12 protein-coding genes are annotated in these 18097 nt (G+C 32.3%); 8 read left to right on the forward strand and 4 right to left on the reverse strand.

Going from position 1 to position 18097, the window contains the following annotated elements; genetic code table 11:
- Positions 1-258: 258 nt before the first annotated feature.
- Positions 259-2682 (reverse strand): ATP-binding protein, encoded by a 2424-nt coding sequence (locus Q4517_RS14335; protein ID WP_303510802.1) that lies wholly within the window; start codon positions 2680-2682, stop codon positions 259-261.
- Between the two features lie 157 nt (positions 2683-2839).
- Between Q4517_RS14335 and Q4517_RS14340 the strand changes: the two genes are divergently transcribed.
- The 3 genes from Q4517_RS14340 to Q4517_RS14350 all read left to right on the forward strand — a co-directional run bounded on the left by Q4517_RS14340 (position 2840) and on the right by Q4517_RS14350 (position 4851).
- Complete coding sequence (locus tag Q4517_RS14340) at positions 2840-3967, forward strand: DegT/DnrJ/EryC1/StrS aminotransferase family protein (protein WP_303510805.1); 1128 nt, start codon at positions 2840-2842, stop codon at positions 3965-3967.
- 17 nt (positions 3968-3984) lie between these two features.
- Positions 3985-4386 (forward strand): MFS transporter, encoded by a 402-nt coding sequence (locus tag Q4517_RS14345; RefSeq protein ID WP_303510806.1) that lies wholly within the window; start codon positions 3985-3987, stop codon positions 4384-4386.
- Between the two features lie 270 nt (positions 4387-4656).
- Complete coding sequence (locus Q4517_RS14350; protein WP_028891267.1) at positions 4657-4851, forward strand: hypothetical protein; 195 nt, start codon at positions 4657-4659, stop codon at positions 4849-4851.
- Between the two features lie 79 nt (positions 4852-4930).
- Here the strand turns inward: Q4517_RS14350 and fabD are convergent, their stop codons facing one another.
- Entirely contained in the window at positions 4931-5815 is an 885-nt protein-coding gene (gene fabD / locus Q4517_RS14355; RefSeq protein WP_303510810.1) for an ACP S-malonyltransferase, read from the reverse strand.
- Between the two features lie 65 nt (positions 5816-5880).
- Between fabD and Q4517_RS14360 the strand changes: the two genes are divergently transcribed.
- The 5 genes from Q4517_RS14360 to Q4517_RS14380 are packed head-to-tail and all read left to right on the forward strand — an operon-like array spanning position 5881 to position 10196.
- Positions 5881-6570 (forward strand): queuosine precursor transporter, encoded by a 690-nt coding sequence (locus Q4517_RS14360; RefSeq protein ID WP_303510811.1) that lies wholly within the window; start codon positions 5881-5883, stop codon positions 6568-6570.
- Positions 6571-6582: 12 nt separating this feature from the next.
- Positions 6583-7848: a mechanosensitive ion channel family protein gene (locus Q4517_RS14365; protein WP_303510812.1), complete on the forward strand. Its 1266-nt coding sequence runs from the start codon at positions 6583-6585 to the stop codon at positions 7846-7848.
- The gene (locus Q4517_RS14370) at positions 7841-8908 is read left to right on the forward strand and encodes an ABC transporter permease (protein WP_303510814.1); all 1068 of its coding nucleotides are present in this window, start codon (positions 7841-7843) and stop codon (positions 8906-8908) included. Before Q4517_RS14365 ends, Q4517_RS14370 begins: the two co-directional genes overlap by 8 nt.
- 34 nt (positions 8909-8942) lie before the next feature.
- Entirely contained in the window at positions 8943-9386 is a 444-nt protein-coding gene (locus Q4517_RS14375; RefSeq protein ID WP_303510816.1) for a thioesterase family protein, read from the forward strand.
- Positions 9387-10196: a DNA/RNA non-specific endonuclease gene (locus tag Q4517_RS14380; protein WP_303510819.1), complete on the forward strand. Its 810-nt coding sequence runs from the start codon at positions 9387-9389 to the stop codon at positions 10194-10196.
- 13 nt (positions 10197-10209) lie between these two features.
- On the opposite strand, the gene Q4517_RS14385 is transcribed toward Q4517_RS14380, so the two are convergent.
- Together Q4517_RS14385 and Q4517_RS14390 are read right to left on the reverse strand one after the other, a co-directional pair.
- Positions 10210-11127 (reverse strand): PorP/SprF family type IX secretion system membrane protein, encoded by a 918-nt coding sequence (locus Q4517_RS14385; RefSeq protein WP_303510820.1) that lies wholly within the window; start codon positions 11125-11127, stop codon positions 10210-10212.
- Position 11128: 1 nt separating this feature from the next.
- Positions 11129-17941, reverse strand: coding sequence for a BspA family leucine-rich repeat surface protein (locus tag Q4517_RS14390; protein WP_303510822.1), 6813 nt, complete (start codon positions 17939-17941; stop codon positions 11129-11131).
- Positions 17942-18097: the final 156 nt, after the last annotated feature.

Consider the following 18097-nt stretch of genomic DNA (forward strand, 5'->3'; position numbering starts at 1 on the left):
TTTCTCAATAAAAAAAAGAGAAAGCTTTAAACAATATAAAACCTTCTCTTTTTTTATTTCTTGGCGCCATTCTATAAGAAGAAAGAAGATAACAAATATTGCCTTATGTGGCACGAAAATATGTTATCGTTTTCTTACTTCCAAATTTTTTACACAAAAAATTGTTGCTTTTTTTTAAAGTATTTTCTCAAAAAAACTTAACAATCTTAGCTAAACAAAGACTACTACTGATTAAATTGTTCTTATAGTCTTTAAAAATTAATTAAGGTATTTTTTCACTTCAATTAAAAAAACATCTAACTCTTTTTCAAAATCTTTCCATGAGGCTTTATTTATTTCTTTATCCACCTCAAAATTCTCTAAAAAAGTGATTAATTTAGTAGCTTTTAACTGCTTGAACATTCCCAGCATTTTATGACTAACGTCATTAAACCCCTGTACATCATTGTTATTCACTAATTCTTTTAATAGCAATAAATTCTCTTCGGTATCTTTTAAAAAGGATTTTAATGTTTTCTTTATCTCTACTTCGTCATTATTCAAAAACATTTTCAAAGAGGTAATATCAAAGCTACTTGTTCTTTTGTTGTCAATCTTGCTAATAACCACATCCTTTTCATGAGGTTTAAAATCAAAAAATCGCTGTAAAATTTCTTTCAATCTTTTAGAGTGAAACGGTTTAATTAAAGCATCTGAAAAACCATTTTTAACATATTCACTTTCCGATAAGTTTGCTCTTCCTGTCATTGCTATAATAGGCTGACCTTTATAAGAGTTATGTTTTTTTAAGGTTTCCATAAAATGAATACCGTTCATTTTTGGAAGCTGTATATCAGTTAGCACTAAATCATACGTAATGTTATCAATATTACTTAGCGCTTCTTGTGCGTTACTAAAAGAGGCTACCTTCACACCCAACCCTTCTAAAACATTTTTTAAAAGCACTCTCAAAGAAGTGTCATCTTCTACCACTACAGCATGAATATTAAGGCTTTCATTTTGTGGGCTTATCCCTTTTTTATTTGATTTCTCTTCAGCAAAAGTGATAGGTACAAACAGTGAAAATGTACTACCTTTTCCTAAACTACTTTGTAAAGTTAAAGATCCACCTAAAAGCTCTGCTAGTCTTCTAGAAATGGTCAAACCTAATCCAAACCCATTTTGTCCGTTCTCTTTTTCATGTGCTTGCGTAAATTCTTTAAAAACTTTTTCTTGTTCATCTTTTCCTATTCCAACCCCTGTATCAATTACTGTGATTTCTATATGTTTTTTTTCTTTTGCGCTTCTTAATCTACTCTTTATTGTTATTGAGCCTTCTTTTGTAAACTTACATGCATTAGTTACTAAATTATATAGTATCTGTTTTATTCTAAAAGGATCACTAATAATTAGTGAATTTAGTTTTTCGTCATGATTTACATTTACTAAAACTGGCTTGTTCTGAACAAGGTTTTTAGCACTATTAGCTACTTCTTCTATATTTCTCTTTAAATCAAAAGGGATAGCTTCAATAGTTATTTTACTATTTTCTAATTTAGAAAACTCTAAAAGATCGCCGACAAGCTGCCCCATATATACTGAGGCGTTTTGTATATGCACCACATAATTTTTCTCTTTTGTATTAGCAATTGATTTTTGTAATAACTCGCTAAAACCAGTAATTGTGCTTAAGGGAGTTCTTAAATCATGACTCACCATAGATATTAGTTGTTCCCTACTTTTTAAAAGCGAAGAAGTAACTGCATTCGCATTTTCTAATTCTTGCCTATAATGTTGACTCCTCCAAAAATCATTTAAAATTATTATTGAGAAAAGTACAATTATAATAAAGCCAACCCCTGTAGCAAATAGAATTATATTTCTACTACGTCCAAGTGTTTCTTCATGTTTTTTATGAGCTTGGTTCGCGTTAAAAATAACATCTCTTTCTAGTACACTTAAAACCTCCCGTAACTTTCTCGAAATTGTGATATCATTTTCAATTAACTCCCTTTCTTTTATTCTTAAAAACCTTCGCTTAGTGCTTGTTTCTCTTTGTGCTTTTTGAAGTATTTCTTTAGAAGCAGAAACTAAAGAATCTATTTGCTTCTGTTCTTTAGCATTAACTGGTTTTTCTTCACCTTCTTTATCAAATAACTTTAGATACCTTTCTAAACTTAACCCTGTTTTTTTATTAAAAACCTCTGGGTTATCAACAAGGTCTTTTACTGAACCTTTTCCGAGTAGTGAGTCTATAGACCCTAACTTGTCTATAGCTTCGTTGATTGATTTTTCTGAAGCATTTCTTTGGTTTAATCTTCTTAAACTGGTTATGTTTTTTCTCTTTTTATTTAAAACTAACTTAATACTATCTAAAATAGATGTTTTTGATACGTCTTTTGCTATAAAGTTAAGTGAATCAATCTTTTTTAGCAACAACTTATTCTCAGTAACATACTCATTATATCGTTTATAAGAGTTCAACTGAATAGCAGCTCTCCCTAAATTTTCATTTTCATATATATCAGCAATTAACCCTCCAGTTTGGATAATATTATTTCTATCGGAAACACCTTGCTTTTGTATTTCTATATATGTTTTTATTTCAGAAAACAACAAGATTCCTGAAATAACTGCTAAAACAGATAGGGTAGCATACCCTACTAAAACCTTAAAAGCTATTTTACGTTTAGATTCTTTCATTAATTAATAGTCTTTGGTAAAAATAACGATACTTCATCTTTCTTGTTTTAAATATATCTGTTAAATTTTAAAATTATTAATATATATTATTTTACCTAAAGACCTCGAAACAATGAAAGATAGTTTGTATTTTTGATGTTTATAAAATCATGTCAAAATGAGAAAAATTCAAATGGTTGACTTACAAGGTCAATATCAAAAAATAAAAAATACAGTTGACACTTCAATTCAAGAAATTCTAAATTCTTCAGCATATATTAACGGACCTTATGTTCGTGATTTTCAAGTTGATTTAGAGAACTATTTAGGCGTTAAGCATGTAATTCCATGTGCTAATGGTACCGATGCTTTGCAAATAGCCATGATGGGCTTAGGTTTGGAACAAGGAGATGAAGTAATTACTGCTGATTTTACATTTGCTGCAACTGTTGAAGTGATTGGATTATTAAAGTTAACTCCTGTTTTAGTTGATGTTGAACCAGATACTTTTAATATTGACATTGAAGCTTTGAAAAAGGCTATTACGCCTAAAACAAAAGCGATTGTTCCTGTACATTTGTTTGGTCAATGTGCTAATATGGAAGCTATTTTAGAGGTTGCAGCAGCACATAACTTATTTGTTATTGAAGATAATGCCCAAGCTATTGGAGCAGATTATACTTTTAAAAATGGAACTAAGAAAAAAGCAGGAACTATTGGAAATGTAGGAACAACTTCTTTCTTCCCTTCTAAAAACTTAGGTTGCTATGGTGATGGTGGAGCTATTTTTACTAATAATGATGAATTAGCTCATACGCTTCGCGGAATGGTTAACCATGGAATGTACAAACGTTACTACCACGATGTTGTTGGAGTAAACTCTCGTTTAGACTCTATTCAAGCAGCTGTATTAAAGGCTAAATTGCCTTTATTAGACAGCTATTGTGATGCGCGTAGAAAAGCTGCGGAATATTATTCTGCTACATTTGCTAACAACCCAAATATTATCACACCAACTATTAGCGATTTTACTACGCATGTTTTCCATCAATATACATTGAGAATTACTAACGGAAAACGTAATGAACTACACCAACATTTATTAGATAACGGAATTCCAAATGCTATTTATTATCCTGTTCCGTTACATGCTCAAAAAGCATATCAAGATGAAAGGTATAATGAAGACAATTTTACTGTAACGAATCAATTAATTGAAGAAGTTATTTCATTGCCAATGCATACAGAGTTAGATGAAGAGCAATTAGCGTTTATTACGAAAACTGTAAATAACTTTATTCAATAATTTGAATTGAAATTTCAATGGATCAAAAAATTAAAACGTTAAAAATTATTCACCTTGCTTTAGTTGCTGGAGTTACTCTTGCTTTTACAATTTTGGGTGATTTCAAGATTATGTTCAACATGGTTATTGATAACTCATCTTTATTGTATGCTTTTATTCCTGCAATAGCTTATGTTGCTAGTAACTTCATGTTTAAAAACATGTTAAACAAAATACAAAAAGATGCTAGTAATGAGGAAAAATTTGCGATTTATCAAACTGCTTCTATAGTAAGATGGGCTATTATTGAAGGTGCTTGTTTTTTAATTTTAATTTTAAAACCAGACTTTTTGCTCTTAGGAGTAATCTTATTAATCTATTTAATTCTTTTAGCTCCAAAAAAAGCACAAATATTTAAAACGCTAGATATTAGAAACTAGTCGTTTCTTACAAAAAACATTAAAATCACTCATTTTTGATTATTTTCAATCAATTTTGAGTGATTTTTCACTCATTTTCGTCAAAAAATGAATTTTAACACCTTTAATTTTTGAATTATTTTCACTTCCTATTATCATATTCTTAAAATAGCACACTCCTAATTCAAGAACACACATTTATTAACTGATTTTTAATGTTTTAACGTTTATTAATTGACATCACGCTTTAAGCTTTTTAGTTTTGTACCCTAATTAAATGATACTAGAATAATGAAATTGATTAAAATTAAAAGAGAAACACGTTTAGAAAAACGATTTTCAAGAAAAATGGGTAAGCTACATACTAATGTTACTTACATTAAAAAAATGTTTTTAAACATTATACCGTTAGAAACGGTACACAAATACAGAGAAACCTATTATGGTGAAGTTAAAGACTGCGAGGATTGTGTCTTAGCTAAATAATAGTTCTCTTTTTCACGAAACAAAAATCCCGCTCCATAAAGAGCGGGATTTTCTATATTATATTTTTTGTATCTACTATTTATGCTAAAGAAGCGCCACTAGCAGCTACACTTCTATCAATCTTACGCATTAACCCTTGTAATACTTTACCAGGACCAACTTCAACAAATTCAGTACCACCATCAGCAATCATTGCTTGCACACATTGTGTCCATCTTACAGGAGCTGTTAATTGCGCTATCAAGTTTTCTTTAATTTCAGCAGAGTTCGTTACTGCTTTTGCTATTACATTTTGATATACTGGACAAGTAGGTTCGTTAAATGTAGTTTCTTCAATAGCTGCTGCTAACTCTTCACGAGCTGGCTCCATCATTGGTGAATGAAATGCTCCTCCTACAGGTAAAAGTAGCGCTCTTTTTGCGCCTTTTTCTTTTAATACTTCACACGCTTGTTCAACTGCTTTAACTTCACCAGAAATTACTAATTGCCCTGGACAGTTATAATTTGCTGCTACTACTACTCCATCAATTGAAGCACAAACATCTTCAACTACAGCTTCTTCTAATCCTAATACAGCAGCCATGGTAGATGGTTGAATTTCACATGCTTTTTGCATTGCTAAAGCACGTTTTGAAACTAATTTTAATCCATCTTCAAAAGATAACACACCATTCGCTACTAATGCTGATAATTCTCCTAAAGAATGACCTGCAACCATTTCTGGTTTAAAATCATCTCCTAAAACCTTTGCTAAAATTACTGAATGTAAAAAGATAGCTGGTTGTGTTACTTTGGTTTGTTTTAATTCTTCAGCAGTACCTTCAAACATTACGTCGGTAATACTAAACCCTAATATAGTATTTGCTTTTTCAAAAAGTTCTTGAGCTAATGGAGAATTTTCATATAAGTCTAATCCCATCCCTGTAAATTGTGCTCCTTGACCTGGAAAAATATACGCTTTCATTTGTTTGTTTTGTTGTTTATTTAACCCTGCAAACATACAACTTTTAAAATTACTATCTTCGTTTTATGACTGTACAACAAAAATCTCAAGCGCAACTTATTTACCTAGTTTTAGCTTCGTTATTTATAGCCTCTTTGGTAACTTCAAACCTAATTTTTCAAAAGTTTTTTTATTGGGAACCCTATAATTTATTTCGTTTTGAAGTATCTGTTGGAATTCTTCCTTACCCTATTACTTTTTTAATTACCGATATTCTTTCTGAAATTTACGGTAAGAAAAAAGCGAATCAAGTTGTTGTAGCAGGTATTTTTGCTTCCTTTTTTTCTATGTTAATTATTCTAGTTGCTGATTATGCTCCTGCAATTGACAACTCTCCTATTGGCGACGAAACTTTTACCAAAGTTTTTGGTCTTTCTCCTTTGGCAGTATTAGCTTCTATGTTAGCTTATTTGGCTGCTCAATTTATAGATATTCGTATCTTTCATTTTTGGAAAAAACTAACGAAAGGAAAACATTTATGGCTTCGTAATAATTTTTCTACCTTTTTGTCACAATTTATAGATACTTTTACCGTATTATTTTTATTGAGTTCTTTTAAAATACTTCCTTGGAGTATTTTTGGCAGCCTTTTACTTAGCGGTTTTTTATTCAAAGTCATTATAGCAGCTTTAGACACTCCTGTTTTGTATGCTGCTGTATATTGGTTTAGAAAAAAATTCGGCTTAAAAATGGGAGAAGAAATCACAGAATTTTAACCTAACACTACTATGTTGAACGAGTTTTTTTATAGAATTTTTAAAGAGCATTTTTCGCTTTCTGAAACACTTGCCACTTATCTAAATTTATTTGCAAACCTGATTGTATTTGGAATTTTAGGTTATATCTTATTTAAGGTTTTTAGGTATGTTGGTAAAAAAACAGTTAATAAGATGGCCGCAAAAACATCAACTAGTTTTGATGATATGCTTATTAAAAACAAAGCATTTTTAAATCTATCTAGAATTGTTATACTAACTATTATCTTTAATTTTTTAAAAGACATTCTAGTTCATTTCCCTAATTTGTTTACTTACTCTGAACGTATAGCTACGATTGCTATCATTTTTGCAATTGTTTGGTTTATCCGCAGTATTTTATTAAGTGTTAAAGATTTTCTTCGCACCACCAATGCCTTCAAAGACAAACCTTTAGAAAGCTACGTGCAAATTTTTATGGTAATAATGTGGCTAATTGCTGCTATTTCTTCTTTTTCTGTGTTAACAGGAAAGCCTTTAATTAGATTCTTAACAGCATTAGGAGCTTTTTCAGCAGTATTATTATTAATTTTTAAAGATACCATTCTTGGTTTTGTATCAAGTATTCAGGTTGCAATAAATGATACTGTTAGAATTGGGGATTGGATTACCATGGAAAAATATGGTGCCGATGGCGATGTGGTTGAAATTAACCTTACTTCTGTAATTATTAGAAATTTTGACAATACAATATCTAGCATTCCTACGTATTACTTAACATCCGATTCTTTTAAGAACTGGAGAACAATGAATACTTCGGGTGGTAGACGTATAAAACGATCTATCTTAATTAAAATAAATAGCATTCACTTTCTTACCCATGAAGATATTGAGCGTTTTAAAAAGATTGAGTTAATTTCTGACTATATTGAAAAAAGTAGCAAAGAAGTAAAAAAATACAACGAAGAAAACAATGTAGATAAATCGGTAATTCTAAACGGTAGAAACTTAACCAATTTTGGGTCTTTTAGAATTTACTTGGATAAATACATTGAAAATCATCCAAAAATAAATCAAGATATGTTATTAATGTCTCGTCAGTTAGAACCTACTCCTAATGGAATTCCATTAGAAATTTATGCCTTTAGTAGAGAAAAGAATTGGGTTGATTACGAACGAGTTATGGCAAATATTTTTGATCATATTTTAGCTTCTGTAAAATATTTTGATTTGGAAGTTTTTCAAAATCCATCAAGTATTGATATCAATAACTTGAAAGAAACACAAAAGAGTGAATAATAATACAGGTACATCTTTATGGCAAATAGCCATCCAAAAATTTAAACGTAGTAAAACAGGTATGTTTAGTTTTGGGTATATTATTTTATGCGGTTTTATTGCTGTTTTTTGTTATGTTTTAGCTCCTGACAATAGTAATTCTGCCAATCAAATGCATTTAGAAATCCACTCGAAACCTCCTGGTTTTTCTGTGCAACTATTAAGCATTCCTTCAGAAGTAAAAAACCAACAATCTTGGTTTTCTGTTTTTATGAATGGAAAACAACATTCAGTAACAGAAATTCCTATAAAATCATTTTCTGTTAAAAACAATCAGTTAGAAGTTATTAAATACTCCGATGGTTTACCAAAAGAGTTTCCTACTTCTTACGAACAATACATTCAACAAAAAACATTTTATTTAGGAACTGATAAATATGGTCGTGACTTATTAAGTAGATTGTTGATTGGTGCTCGAATTTCTTTTTTTATTGGATTTATAGCTGTGTTTATTTCTCTTTTAATAGGAATTCCTATTGGAGCTATTGCAGGCTATTTTGGTGGAAAGATGGATGATTTTATTATGTGGATTATCAATATCACTTGGTCTATTCCAACTCTTTTACTTGTTATTGCCATCACTTTAGCTTTGGGCAAAGGCTTTTGGCAAGTTTTTATTGCTGTAGGGCTAACCATGTGGGTAGAGGTTGCACGTGTAGTTAGAGGTCAAGTCATCACCACCAAACAACAACAATATGTTGAAGCTGCCAAAGCCCTGGGGTTTTCTGATTTTAGAATTATTTTCAAGCATATTTTACCAAATATCTTAGCTCCTATCATTGTAATTTCCGCCGCAAATTTCGCAGCTGCAATTTTAATTGAAAGCGGATTGAGTTTTTTAGGTATTGGAGCCCAACCTCCTACTCCTTCTTGGGGTGCTATGATTAAAAATCACTACAACTACATTATTCTTGGAAAACCTTATTTAGCTCTTATTCCTGGAGTTGCTATTATGAGTTTGGTAATGGCATTTATGCTAATTGGAAATACACTTCGTGATGCTTTGGATGTGAAAGCTTAAAATTTGTAAATTCGCTTTCTTAAATTTTTTTGATATGAGTTTTAGTGTTGAGTTTAAAACAAGGTGGGCAGATTTTGATGCCAACATACACATGCGTCATACCGCATACAATGATTATACTGCTGAATTACGTTTACGTTTTTTTAAAGAGCATAATGTAACTGTTCAAGATTTTACTAAGGAAAAAGTTGGTCCTATTTTATTTGAAGAAAATACCAAATTTTTACGTGAAATACACATGGGTGAAGATATTACTGTAAACCTAAAAGTTACAGGGTTATCTAACAAAGGAGAACGATGGAAAATTCAACATGAAGTTTTTAATCAAGCAGGTAAACTCTCTGCAATTATCACTGTTTATGGTGCTTGGTTAGATTTGGTTAAGCGTAAACTAACAGTACCTCCTGTTAAATTTCAAGAGATTTTTAACGAAGTTGAAAAAACTGAAGATTTTAAAGAAATCGTTTTAAGTAATTAAATGAGTACTTCTAGGAAAATAAAGGTTGTTATTACCATTGTTGCTTTACTTGTGGGGTATTGGTTACAACAAAAAGAAGAAGCTAAGAACTCTTCTGAACCTACAACAAAAACAGCCAGTAATAAAGCTAATAACTTCAATTACTTTCCTACCTCAACAACTGGGGTCATTATAAAGCATAATGGCTACCAGTTATCGTATAGTGAAAAGCATGAGCAAGCTGAATGGGTTGCTTATCCTTTAGATAAAAGTGATATAGTTTATACCAATCGTAAGCGTCCATTTTTTATTGTAGACCCCAAAGTGAAGACAAAATCTGCAGATTGGAGAAATTATAAAAGATCTGGTTATGACAAAGGGCATTTATGTCCTGCTGGTGATAGACGTGCCTCTAAAAGTGCTCATGATGAAACTTTTTACACTTCAAACATTTCTCCTCAAAACCATGAATTTAATGCTGGTATTTGGAATAAACTAGAGCAAAAAACTCGTTATTGGGCAAAAAAGTATAATCACTTGTATGTTGTTACTGGTGGTGTTTTAGAACCTAACTTGAAAACTATAGGAAAGGAAAAAGTAAGTGTTCCTAATTATTTTTATAAAGTTTTATTAGATTATACGCAACCTGAAATTAAAGCTATCGCTTTTTTACTTCCTCACAAAGAAAGCAACAAACCTCTATCTGAATTTGTAGTTTCTATTGATAAATTAGAGCAAAAAACAGGTATTGATTTCTTCCCTGAATTACCTGATACTATTGAAAAGCAACTAGAGACTTCTGCTAATTATAAAAATTGGAGTTTTAGATAACTCTATATTAACTTTAGTACCTGCGTTTTTTTCCAAAGACATACGAAAAAACAATACCATGACTATTTCCTAACACAGAATCACTAAATCCTGCATTATAGAAGTACACAAATTTTAAGTTTTTTAGAGCATAAATACCCGCTAAAAAATTAATTGATGAACTACTTCGGTAACCAGTACCTATTTCAAATTTGTTTTTATAGTTAACAGCAACATTTGCGTCAATCTGCATAGGTGCTCCACCTTCATACTTTAAGAAAACACTAGGTTTAATCATTACTTCCTCAAATCGATTGGTAAAAAAGCGATACCCGAAATAACCATAAACAGGATTTGATATATTTAAATCATCTCTAGACGCTAATTTATCTCCTAAAAGGTTTGGCAACGAAACTCCAGCATAAAAATCTGCATGGTTATATAAAAAACCAATACCTACGGTTGGCACGGTTACATTCATGTTTTCTGAAAATTCTATATCGTCTGTAATACCTAACTCTAACAGGTTCTCATTAAACTGTTGTACCCCTGCTGTTAATCCAAACGATATTACATGTTCGTTATAATGCTGCCAATATGGTCTATCAATCTCTGTATCAAAAAATATTTTATACGAATATGCAGCATACGCATTTGTATAAGTACTTACCCCTATTTTATCTCTTACAATAGCCCCACCTATTCCCATTTTTTTTCTTGCAATGGGAGTGTGAAAGCTTAATGACAATGTTTTTGGACTTCCTTCAATACTATTTATATAACCATAATTACTAAGTGTAATTTCTGCTCCATCAGACATTCCTGCATACGCTGAGTTTATAATAAACGGATTGTAATTATACTCTGGATACAAAGCCGTCTGTTGTCCCCAATTATTCTGAAATACCATTATAAAAATTAATGGTAAAATATAGTTTCTTATCTCTTTCATCTTATCTTTTTAAAACTAAAAACCCTTTCTTTTCTGTTGAATTTCCCCCTTTTGAAATTTTTATATTGAAAAAGTATGTTCCTACTGGCAATTTATCACCTCCCATACTTGTTAGCTTATTGGCAACACCTCTAAAAACATTAAACTGGTTATCATATCCTTTTATCTGGAACACCATATCTCCCCACCTATTAAAAACAGTTACTGAATTGTTAGGATATTCTTCAATTCCTTTTATTTCCCAAAAGTCATTTACTCCATCACCATTCGGAGAAAAACCATATTTAGTTTCTCCTACTAAACCTTCTTCTGTTCTAAAACTAATCTCTGAACACCCCACAGCTTCGCCAACTGTATTGTAGGGTATCACTGACACATAAATTATGGTGTCCTCTGGTAAATTAATAGCTAAAGTATAGCTCGTTCCTACTACTGATTCATTGTTTACAATATCTGTTCCGTTTAAAGTTGTTCCGATTGATACATAATATCCATCGGCGTCAGAAACAGTGTCCCAACTAATTCCTGTACTAACGCTAACATTCGTTGCTTCGTTGCTTGGAACTGTGATTGTGGTACAATTCGGTGCGGTTGGTACTATTTCTGTAGTAAAGCTAATTTCAGAACACCCTGTAGCACTTCCTACCGAATTGTACGGAGTTACCGATACATAAATTGTTGTGTTCTCTGGTAAATCACTAGTTAAAATATAACTTGTTCCTACTACTAATTCATTGTTGACAATATCTGTTCCGCCTGAAGTCGTTCCGATTGACAAGTAATATCCATCGGCGTCAGAAACAGTATCCCAAGTAATGTTTGTATCGACTGCTACATTAGTTCCTCCATCACTTGGAACTGTGATTGTGGTACAATTTGGTGCGGTTGGTACTATTTCCGTAGTAAAACTAATTTCTGAACATCCCGTAGCACTTCCTACCAAATTGTACGGAATTACCGATGTATAAATTGTTGTGTTCTCTGGTAAATCACTAGCTAAAGTATAACTTGTTCCTACCACTGATTCGTTGTTGACAATATCGGTTCCACCTGAAATTGTTCCGATTGATATATAATATCCATCGGCGTCAGAAACAGTGTCCCAACTAATTTCTGTATTAACGCTTACATTCGTTGCTCCGTTGCTTGGAACTGTGATTGTGGTACAGTTGGGTGCGGTTGGTACTATTTCTGTAGTAAAACTAATTTCAGAACACCCTGTAGCACTTCCTACCGAATTGTATGGAATTACCGATACATAAATTGTTGTGTTCTCTGGTAAATCACTAGCTAAAGTATAACTCGTTCCCGTTACTACTTCATTGTTTATAATATCTGTTCCGTTTGAAGTTGTTCCGATTGATACATAATATCCATCGGCGTCAGCTACTGCATCCCAACTAATTCCTGTACTAACACTAACATTCGTTGCTCCGTTGCTTGGAACTGTGATTGTGGTACAATTTGGTGCAGTTGGTACTATTTCTGTAGTGAAACTAATCTCTGAACACCCTGTCGCATTTCCCACTGAATTGTAAGGTATCACAGACACGTAAATTGTCCTATTCTCTGGAAAATCGCTCGTAGGATTGTATGTTGTTCCTGTTACCGATTCATTGTTTACAATATCGATTCCGCCTGAAGTTGTTCCAATTGATATATAATATCCATCGGCATCTGCCACTGTATCCCAACCAATTCCAGTACTAACACTAACATTCGTTACTCCGTTGCTTGGAACTGTGATTGTGGTACAGTTGGGTACATTTACAACTGCATCTCCTGTAGTAAAACTTTCTTCTACACAACCTGTAGCGTCTCCCACGGCATTATATGGGGTTATGCGAACATAATGTATTCTATTTGCTTGTAAGTTTTGAGTAAAACTATACGAAGTAGTATTTCCTACATCAATACTATTTACAACTTCTATCCCACCTTGAGTAGTTCCTACACTCACTAAATACCCAGTTGCTTCTGTTATTGTATTCCAAGAAATATCAGTATTCAACGGAACATTCGTTGAACCATTTATAGGATTCACTAAACTTGTACAACTAGGTACTACTGGAATAAACTCTGTTTTAAAAGATTCTTCTCCACAACTTGTTGCATCACCTTCATCGTTATAAGGAACTATAGTTACAAAAACATCAGTGTCTTCTGGTAAATCTACAGGTAAATCATATACTGTACTGTTACCTACATCAAAACTATTAAGAATATCTGTTCCACCTGAAGTAGTTCCTACTGTAAGCCTGTATCCATCTGCATTACTTATAACATTCCATTCTAAATTTGTACTTACAGATATATCTGTACCCCCAGCAAGTGGTAGGGTTAAGTTGGTACAATCTGGTACTGTTGATGGAGTTGTAGACACCGTAAAGCTTTCTTCTGAACAAGGTCCTACTGCATCTCCATTTTCGTTTGAAGGTACAATAGTAACATAAACTGTTTCTCCTCCTGAAAAATCTGTAGCAAATTCATAAGTCGTAGCATTTACAACAGTTTCGTTTATTATGGTTCCTGAAGGTTCAATTCTAATTGTTAAAGCATATTCGCGTGCGTATAAAACAGGTTCCCAAATAAGATTTGTGTTTACAGGTACATCAGTTTCTCCATGTAAAGGAGCTGTTAATTGTGTACACTCTGGAATAGGACAATCTAACACATCACCAGTAAAAGACCATCCAAAACTATCAATCATTGATTGTCTTTCTTCTACAGCATCACAATAGGGAAGAGTGTTAGCTCCTAGATTTATTCCAGGTGTTAGTGTTTGTTCAGACCATGCAATAAGCGTATTGTCGTAATTCACTCTAGTAAGAGCTGTATTATCTAACATATTCTGCATGTTAGTTACACCACTAATATTCCAATCACCTAAATCTTGATTAAAAACTGTAGCGTTATTAAACATAGCATTCATCGATACCGTATTTAATAACCATTGGTTTAAAGGTTGATTAAACAAACTTGCTCCTTGAAACATTCTATCCATGTTTGTTACTGCTGTAGGCCTCCAATTATTCATTGGTTGATTAAAGTTTGTTGCACCATTAAACATATCTTGCATGGTGGTTACTCTCCTGATATTCCAACTTCCAATAGCACCATCAAAGGCTGTTGCTGTTTGAAACATGCCTTGCATATTAGTTACCGATGCTACATTCCAAGAGTCTAACGGTCTATTAAAAGACGTTGCTCCTCGAAACATTTCTTGCATGGTGGTTACAAAAGAAACATTCCAATTATTAACATCTTGATTAAATGCAGATGCTCCATAAAACATTTCAGCCATCGTTTGTGCTTCGCCTGTATTCCAATTTCCTAAAGGTTGGTTAAACATTTCTGCACCTTTAAACATTGCTTCAAAGTTTGTAACTACTGAAACATTCCAGTTTTCCAACGGATTATCAAAAGCAATAGCTTCTTCAAACATTGAAGGCATTAACGTTACTGAGCTTACATTCCAAGAATTTAATGGTTGATTGAAAACTGTGGCTTGTTGAAACATTTGGCTCATGTTAGCAACAGCACTTACATCCCAAGAGTTTAATGGCCGATTAAATGCTTCTGCTCTTCGGAACATTCCTGACATATTAACTACTGAGTTTACATCCCAAGAATTTAACGGCTTGTTAAACATTTGAGCATTGTAAAACATGTAACTCATGTTCGTTACGTTTGTTACATTCCAAGAGTTTATATTTTGATTAAAAGCTCTAGCACTCTGAAACATGCTCTGCATGTTGGTTACTGAAGAAACATTCCAATTACTCAGGTCTTGATTAAAAGAAGAGGCGCTTTCAAACATCGAAATCATGTTTGTTACAGCACCTACATTCCAAGAGTTTAAAGGTTGATTAAAATCAACACATCTCTGGAACATTTCAGACATATTTATAACACTACTTACATTCCAATTATCAATATTTTGGTTAAAAGCCATGTTTGAAACAAAACCATTAAACATTTCAGACATATTGGTAACATTACTTACATCCCAATTATTAAGGGGTTGGTTAAATGCTTCTGCTCTTTCAAACATGCTACTCATATTAGTAACACTACTTACATTCCAATTATTTAGATTCTGATTAAATACTTTTGCGTTTTGAAACATGCCTTCCATATCTGTAACATTTTCTGTGTTCCAATTTCCTATGTCTTGATTAAACTCTACAGCTCCACCAAACATATAATTCATATCAGTAACATTACTTACATCCCAATTATTAAGCGGTTGGTTGTAAATTGAAGTTCCACTAAACATACTACGCATGTTAGTTACACTACCTACATTCCAATTATTTATGTTTCCATTAAATTTTCTACATGAGCTAAACATTCTTTCCATATCTATTACATTACTAAGATTAGGAATATCTGTAGCATTGTACTCCATATTTGCACAACCATAAAAAGCTTCGTTCATACTTTCCCAAATTTGATTACCCCATTGATCTATAGATAATAATTTATGAGAATCTCCTACATATTCATGTTTAGGGGAAGGAAAAACGCCAATAATACTTACGGTATAAATACCTGGGGTAAGATATGTGTGTGTAATATTCCCTGTTACATTATGATCGTACTGTCCATCTCCCCAATCTATAGAATAGTTATAAGTAAGGTAGTTTGGGTAGCCTGAATTTGTTTCTATTTCTAATTGATTCGTAGGACTAGTATAACTTAATACTTGTATGCTTGTGTCATAAGTAAGTTTGAATGCATCTGGGCTATTTACCCAACTTTCTATTACTGTAAAACTAATTTCTTGGCAACCTGTAGCTAGTCCTTCATCGTTATACGGAACAACTGTTACATATACAGTATCTCCTGCTATAAATTCATTGGTAAAATCGACTCCTACAACATTTCCTACGTCTTCATTATTATATATAACCTGTGAAGTCGCTCCATTTTCTCTTCTCACACTAATTCTATATCCTGTAGCGTTAGGTGCTGGTTTCCAACGAATATCACTATTTGCTGGCACTTGTGTATCTCCATCTTGCGGCATGGTTATTTGAGTACATAATACGTAAGAACAGTTTACAATATCTCCTGATATAGTCCACCCGTTGGTATCTATTAAGTTTTGTCTTTGGCTTAAAGCATCACAATAATTTAGATTCGTCGCCCCTAAATCAACATTATTTTGAACTGTTTGAGCATTCCAAGCTATAAGAATATTATCATAGTTTTCTTGAGAAATACCGCTATTCGATAACATGTTTGTCATGTTTGTAACACTAGATATATCCCAGACTCCTATGTTTTGGTTAAATGAAGTAGCCTGATTAAACATATAAGACATGTTTCTAGCATTTCCTGTTTGCCAACTGCTTATATCTTGGTTAAAGGACGTAGCTCTATCAAACATATATTGAAAATCAGTGATATTACTTACATCCCAAGTATTTAAAGGTTGGTTAAAAGCTTCTGCTCGTTGAAATATATTACGCATATTAGTAATATTGCTGACATCCCAAGTATTCAATGACTGATTGAAAGCTTCTGTTCTTTCAAACATACTTTCTACATTGGTAACCTTGCTAACATTCCACAAACTAATATCTCGATTAAAAGCAATAGCGCCTTCAAACATTCCTCTCATGGTAACAACATTACTTACATTCCAAGTTCCTATACCTTGATTAAAGCCTGAGTTATCTCGAAACATATAGCTCATATCAGTAACATTACTTACATCCCAATTGCCTATAGGTTGATTAAAAACTGCTCCCCAAGCCCATCCATCAAACATACCTGACATGTTTGTAACATTACTAACATCCCAATTATTTAAAGGTTGATTAAAGGTTCTGTTTCTAAAAAATAGCTTAGACATATTTGTTACATTACTAACATTCCATGTATTTATAGGTTGGTTGAATTTAGCTTGACTAAACATTCCCTCCATTGTTGTAACACTACTTACATTCCAGTTGTCTATTGAGCTATTAAAATTAGAACCTTTAAATGTGTTATTCATATTGGTAATATTACCAACATTCCAATTATTCATTGGTTGATTATAAACACTTGTATCGTAAAAGGCCCCTTCCATATTAATAACATTAGCTACATTCCAGTTATTAATATTTTGATTGAACTTACGGGCTCTATATAAAAAGTTTTCTAAAGTAGTTACTGCTGATGTATTCCAGTTATCTAATGGTTCGTTGAATTCTCTTGCATTATAAAAAGTGTAAGACATATCTATTATACTAGATGTATCCCACTGATCTAAAGGTCTATTAAAAATTTCGCAATTCATAAATAACCCTGAAATATTAGTTATGGTGCTTACATCCCAATTGTTCATAATACCATTAAATAATGAACAATCTCTAAAAGCATTTTGTAAGCTAGTAGCTTGACTTAAATCTGGTGGAGTAATAGCATCAAAATTTAGATTTGAACATCCATAGAGTGCATTTTCCATACTTTGCCATTGAATAGTACCCCAGGACAAGATTTCGATAATTTTATTGACGTCTCCAGTATTGTTGAAATAAATTGCTGGAAATGTACCCTCTATTTTAACAGTGTAAGTTCCTTGTGTCGCATAAGTATGTGTAATGTCTCCTGTTACGTTTGAATCGATATTTCCATCACCCCAATCAACAGTGTATAAATAAGAATATGCTGAATTGGTTGGTATTCTTATCTCATTAGCTCCAGAAGATCCTGCACTAATATTTGCTGTGTTCCACAAAGATGTGAACGACTGCGAAAACAACTGACTGCTTAAAATAAAAAAAAGTACTACTAAACTACTTCTTAAAAGTTTACACATAAATTCCTTCATTCTTTTTAATATAATTTTTAACCCTTCTATTTTAATCAAGCATCTTTTTTTTATATATCACATGAAGTAAAAACTACCCAACCATTACATAATGGTTTAATATGTTTTTGTTTGTTTGATAATATTACCAACTCAAACTGAATC

Origin of the sequence: Tenacibaculum sp. 1_MG-2023, from assembly GCF_030547425.1 — a bacterium.
Lineage (GTDB): Bacteria > Bacteroidota > Bacteroidia > Flavobacteriales > Flavobacteriaceae > Polaribacter.

Bases quoted from the DNA above. Each gene is read 5' to 3' on its own strand.
- Q4517_RS14380 (WP_303510819.1), top strand. From the start codon at position 9,387: ATGAGTACTTCTAGGAAAATAAAGGTTGTTATTACCATTGTTGCTTTA.
- Q4517_RS14360 (WP_303510811.1), top strand. From the start codon at position 5,881: ATGACTGTACAACAAAAATCTCAAGCGCAACTTATTTACCTAGTTTTA.
- Q4517_RS14385 (WP_303510820.1), bottom strand. From the start codon at position 11,127: ATGAAAGAGATAAGAAACTATATTTTACCATTAATTTTTATAATGGTA.
- Q4517_RS14350 (WP_028891267.1), top strand. From the start codon at position 4,657: ATGAAATTGATTAAAATTAAAAGAGAAACACGTTTAGAAAAACGATTT.
- fabD (WP_303510810.1), bottom strand. From the start codon at position 5,815: ATGAAAGCGTATATTTTTCCAGGTCAAGGAGCACAATTTACAGGGATG.
- Q4517_RS14390 (WP_303510822.1), bottom strand. From the start codon at position 17,941: ATGTGTAAACTTTTAAGAAGTAGTTTAGTAGTACTTTTTTTTATTTTA.
- Q4517_RS14335 (WP_303510802.1), bottom strand. From the start codon at position 2,682: ATGAAAGAATCTAAACGTAAAATAGCTTTTAAGGTTTTAGTAGGGTAT.
- Q4517_RS14340 (WP_303510805.1), top strand. From the start codon at position 2,840: ATGAGAAAAATTCAAATGGTTGACTTACAAGGTCAATATCAAAAAATA.
- Q4517_RS14365 (WP_303510812.1), top strand. From the start codon at position 6,583: ATGTTGAACGAGTTTTTTTATAGAATTTTTAAAGAGCATTTTTCGCTT.
- Q4517_RS14375 (WP_303510816.1), top strand. From the start codon at position 8,943: ATGAGTTTTAGTGTTGAGTTTAAAACAAGGTGGGCAGATTTTGATGCC.
- Q4517_RS14345 (WP_303510806.1), top strand. From the start codon at position 3,985: ATGGATCAAAAAATTAAAACGTTAAAAATTATTCACCTTGCTTTAGTT.